At 77.2% G+C, this 4,280-nt stretch carries 5 protein-coding genes and 1 pseudogene; 1 reads left to right on the top strand and 5 read right to left on the bottom strand.

Going from position 1 to position 4,280, the window contains the following annotated elements:
• The 5 genes and pseudogenes from PYV61_RS21595 to PYV61_RS21575 all read right to left on the bottom strand — a co-directional run.
• Nucleotides 1-393: pseudogene (locus tag PYV61_RS21595) on the bottom strand (hypothetical protein); the annotation flags it as partial.
• Nucleotides 390-1,172: a glycosyltransferase family 2 protein gene (locus PYV61_RS21590; protein WP_275835546.1), complete on the bottom strand. Its 783-nt coding sequence runs from the start codon at nt 1,170-1,172 to the stop codon at nt 390-392. The pseudogene PYV61_RS21595 and the gene PYV61_RS21590, both read right to left, overlap by 4 nt.
• On the bottom strand, nt 1,165-2,175 hold the full coding sequence (locus PYV61_RS21585) for a 3-oxoacyl-[acyl-carrier-protein] synthase III C-terminal domain-containing protein (protein ID WP_275835544.1): 1,011 nt from the start codon (nt 2,173-2,175) through the stop codon (nt 1,165-1,167). Before PYV61_RS21585 ends, PYV61_RS21590 begins: the two co-directional genes overlap by 8 nt.
• A 114-nt stretch (nt 2,176-2,289) precedes the next feature.
• On the bottom strand, nt 2,290-2,901 hold the full coding sequence (locus PYV61_RS21580; protein ID WP_275835542.1) for a hypothetical protein: 612 nt from the start codon (nt 2,899-2,901) through the stop codon (nt 2,290-2,292).
• Complete coding sequence (locus tag PYV61_RS21575) at nt 2,898-3,461, bottom strand: PEP-CTERM sorting domain-containing protein (RefSeq protein ID WP_275835540.1); 564 nt, start codon at nt 3,459-3,461, stop codon at nt 2,898-2,900. The genes PYV61_RS21580 and PYV61_RS21575 overlap by 4 nt, the downstream gene beginning before the upstream one ends.
• A gap of 146 nt (nt 3,462-3,607) precedes the next feature.
• On the opposite strand from PYV61_RS21575, the gene PYV61_RS21570 reads away from it, so the two are divergent.
• On the top strand, nt 3,608-4,280 hold a 673-nt coding region (locus PYV61_RS21570; RefSeq protein ID WP_275835538.1), incomplete at its 3' end, for a hypothetical protein.

The following is a 4,280-nucleotide window of genomic DNA, read 5'->3' as shown; positions in this document are numbered from 1 at the left end:
GCCAAGGAGTTGAGACCACGATTTGTCTTCCCTAAGACCGCTTGGCCTCCGACTTGCCGCCGCCAGCAGCGCCGCCGCCCCCGCCAGCGCCAGCAGGTCGGCCACGCACGCGCGCAGCCGCTGGTGCGCGTCGCCGTCCATGTTCGACAGCGCGGCGGGGCCGAGGAAGCGCGTCATCGTCCCGGCGAAGCTCCCGGGGCCGTTCTTCGCGAAGTCGCGGTCGCGCGTCAGCACCTCGTGGCAGAGCGCCGCGCCGCTCACCACCAGCCCGAGCCCCGGCACGCGCGCCGCCGGCCCCGCGCGGCGCAGCAGGCGCGTCAGCGGCCAGCCGAGCGGGTGCGCGGCCGCGTTCACCCGCGCGTCGTGCCACGCGGCCGCCGCGCCGCCCCTCACCGCACGTCCACCGTCGCCGGGCGGTAGCCGTGGTTGCGGTACCACCGCAGCGTGTTGAGGTAGCCGTAGGCGCGCACGCGGCGCACCGAGTTGTACACCACGACGTCGCGCCGCACCGCCGCGCGGTCGGTCAGCGTGCGCACGACCTCGGACAGCGCGCGGTCCTCGTGCGCCTCCTCGATCGCGGTGCGCGGGAAGCCGCCCGCCCGCACGTAGAGGTCGGCCGAGACGGCGAGGTTGTTCCCGGCGGCCATGATGTACGGGTAGCGGAACTGCGGCCCGCGGCGGTGCAGCCGCCCGTACCGCTCGGCCACGAACAGCATCGCCGCCAGCGTCGCGCGGGCGCGCCACGACAGCGGCCCCTCGTCGCGCCGCGGGCGGATCTTCCCGGCGACGAACTCCAGCCCGTCGTCGGCGAGCGCGCGGCGCAGCGCGCGCACCCAGTCGGGCGCGGGGAGGCAGTCGGCGTCGGTGCGCGCGACCCACCGCGCGCCCTGCGCGATGGCGTGGCGGAAGCCTGTGTCGGCGGCCGCGCCCGTCCCCTTCCGGGGCTCGCGCACCAGCTGCACGCGCGGCAGCCCGTCCGGCGACGCCGCGCAGGCGGCGGCGAAGCGCGCGGCGGTCGCGGGCCCGTCGTCGGTGCTGGCGTTGTCCACCAGCACGAGCGTGAAGGCGCGGTCGTCCTGATCGGCGAGCGCCCGCAGCGTCGCGTGCATCCCGCGCGCCTCGTCGTGGTACGGCACGACGACGAACAACTCGTGCGGCGCGGCGTCAGACATCGCTCATCATGACGTGGACGCTGATCCCGCTCGCCAGCCCGACCCAGAGCACGCGGTCGCCGGGCGAGAGGTCGCCGCGCGCGACGGCCCGCGCGTACGCCACCGGCAGCGAGGCCGCGGCCATGTTGCCGTGGTCGACGACGGTGACCTCGACCAGCCCGCGCGGCATCCCCGTGGCCGCGAGCATCTCGTCGAGGTACGGGAGCGTCGCCTGGTGGACGAGGATGCGGCGGAAGTCGGCGAACGTCACCCCCGCCCGGGCCATGCTGCGCGCGAGCACGGCCGGCCCGTGCGTGATGAACGCGTCCTTGAGCTGCACGCCGTCGGCGTGCAGGTAGTCGTGCGCGTGGTCGCGCGGGTGCATCGTCCCGCCGCCGCGGATCGTGGCCAGCTCCCAGTGCTCGCTCAGCGCCTCGGCGTGGTGGTGGAAGATCCCGCGGCCGTCGTCGGACCGCTCCAGCACCACCGCCGCGCCCGCGTCGCCCATCGTGTAGCCCGGGAAGCCCCGCCGGAACTCGGCGCCGTCGCGCACCTCCCAGGCGACCGCGCGCGAGCAGACCTCGCCGGTGGCCACGACCGCCGTGCGCGCGGCGCCGCCCCGCAGCAGCGACTCGGCGACCTGCACGCCGTCGAGGAAGGAGTTGCAGGCGTTCTTGAGGTCGAACACCTGCGCGCGGCTGCCGAGCTTCGCCTGCACGATGTGCGCGGTCGCCGGCTCCAGCAGGTCCTGCGACGCGGCCGCGAACACGAGCAGGTCGACGTCCGCCGGGCGGCGCCCCGCCGCGTCGAGCGCGCGGGCCGCCGCCTCCGCCGCGAGGTCGGAGCACTGCACCCCCTCGGCGGCGACGCGGCGCGTGCGCACGCCGGAGAGCGACTCGACCGACCCGGGGCGGACGCGGTACCCCGGGCTGGCCGCGGCCACCAGCGCCTCGACCTCGGCGCTGGTGCGGACGTGCGGGGGAAGGACGGCCCCCACGCCGCGGAGGCAGACGCGATCCGCCATGCGGGGCTCGACGGCTGGTCGCGGGATGGGATGCGCGACGCGCGGAGGGGCCCACCCCAGGGACGTGCCCCTGAAGCTACCCCATCCGCAGCGGGTTCGTTCGGCCCCCGGCCGTCAGCGCCCGTCGCCGGGGGCGGGCGCGGTGAGCAGCGCCACGGCCAGCGCCCCGAACGCCAGCGCCGTCGCCGGGCCGAACACCGCCCCCATCGCCGCCCGCCCGAACAGCCCCGCGCCGGCGGCCATGAGCGGGAAGCACAGCCCGCACGCCAGCGGCGTCCACCGCCGCCACCCGCGCCACACGCCGGCCCGCAGCACGGCCACGCCCACCACCAGCATGTAGACGTGGCTGGCCGGCCAGGCGACGTCGGTCGCCGCGTAGAACGCGCCGCCGCGCGCGCGGCCGACGGTCAGGTCGAGCCACGGCTGCAGCGAGGCCAGGAACAGCCCGACCGCCTGGATCGCGGTCACGACCGCCGCGCCGCGCCCGCGCCCCGTCGCGCGCAGCAGCCGCAGCCCGGCCGCCGACGCCGCGACGCCCCAGATGTAGAGGAGGAACTCGGCCTGCGCGATCCCGCTCTCGGGGCCGGGGGCGCGGCCGCCGAGCACGACCCACGACAGCCACTGCACGAGCATCATCGGGCTGCCGACCAGCGCGACGACGCCGAGCAGGCGGACGGCCGACGGGCGCGCGGGGTGCGCCGCCGCAGGGAGGGCCGCGGCGGTCACCGGGCCTCCGCGCGCGCCGCGCGCCGCCGCACGAGCCCGATCGCGCCGATCCCCGTGCCGAGCAGCGCCCACGTGGACGGCTCCGGCGTCGTGGTGACCGGGGGCTGTGCGGCCAGCGCGTCGACGCGGAAGTAGCCGTTGCCGCCGCCGAACGCGCTGACCTCGGTGCGGATCGTGAGCGCGTGCGCGCCGGCGCCGACGAGGAACTCGCCGTGGCTCATGAGCGGGTTGGCGTAGCAGCCGTCGCCGCCGGTGCCGTTGCAGCCGCCGGCCACCCTGGGGACGACCGGGGTGCTGCCGACCAGCGTCCCGTGGTCGAACAGGGCGAACGCGTCGCCGGGGGCCTGGTTGTCGGTGATGCGGACGCGCACGCCCGTCGTGGTCGTGATCGTCCACGGCGGCGTCGGCGTGCCGCCGGTCGTGGCCTGGGCGAACGAGCCCGCGCCGCCGAAGGAGAAGAGGTACCACTGGCCGAGCACGACGTCGGCCGCGGCGGCGGGGCGGGCGGTGACGGCGAGGGCGGCGAGCAGCGCGGCGGTACGGAAGGCGAAGCGAGACATGAGGGCCTCGAAAGGTCGGAGTGGAGTCGGATGCGACGCAGCGACGATGCGGCCGCCCGGCCGGCCCCGCATACGCAGCGACTGCGTATCCGCCACCCCGGCGCCGCCCCGGAAACCGCGCGCCTGCGGCCTCCGTACTGCGGCACATGTCCGGTCCGCTCACGCACGCCGACCTCGCCCGCCTCCCCGCGGTGCTGGGCACCATGCTGGCGCCGCACGCGCACCCCGACGCCCGGGCGTGGGGGGACGCGCTCTGCGGCGAGTTGGCGGCGCTGCTGCCGGACGCGATGGTCGGGCTCCTGCGCGTCACGCCGACGGGGCCGTACACCCACACGCCGCTGCCGCTCGAGGACCAGGTGCTGTACGTGCGGCACTGGGCGCACCTCGACCCGGCGTCGCGGGCGCAGGCGGCGGCCCGCCTGCCGGTCGCGCACCGCTGGTCGCTGACGCGGCGCGAGGACGTGCTGGGGACGCCGTACCACGAGGAGTGGCTGCGCCCGCGCCGCCTCGCCGACGCGTTCTGGCTCAACACCTACGACGCCCGCGGCACGCGCCACCGCGTCTTCCTGAACTACGCGACGGTGCAGGAGGGCGCGGCGCGCGAGCGGGTGCTCGCGATCCTGCGCCTGCTGGCGCCGGCGTTCGACTCGGCGACCGCGTCGCTCGACCGCGCGCAGGAGACGGGGGCGGCGCTGCACGACGCGCTCGACGCGCTGGCGCACGCGGCGCAGCTGGGCGACGCCGCCGGGCGCGTGCTGCACCGCTCGGCCGCGCTGGAGGCGCTGGTGCGCGGAGCTGGAGCGCGCGCGGCTGGAAGGC

Source organism: Roseisolibacter sp. H3M3-2, from assembly GCF_029211165.1.
GTDB lineage: Bacteria > Gemmatimonadota > Gemmatimonadetes > Gemmatimonadales > Gemmatimonadaceae > Roseisolibacter.
The sequence above is the reverse complement of the archived record's forward strand: the minus strand, read 5'-3'. Positions and strand labels throughout refer to the sequence as shown.

Coding starts and splice junctions, on each gene's coding strand:
- PYV61_RS21590 (WP_275835546.1), bottom strand. CDS start 1,172: ATGTCTGACGCCGCGCCGCACGAGTTGTTCGTCGTCGTGCCGTACCAC.
- PYV61_RS21575 (WP_275835540.1), bottom strand. CDS start 3,461: ATGTCTCGCTTCGCCTTCCGTACCGCCGCGCTGCTCGCCGCCCTCGCC.
- PYV61_RS21585 (WP_275835544.1), bottom strand. CDS start 2,175: ATGGCGGATCGCGTCTGCCTCCGCGGCGTGGGGGCCGTCCTTCCCCCG.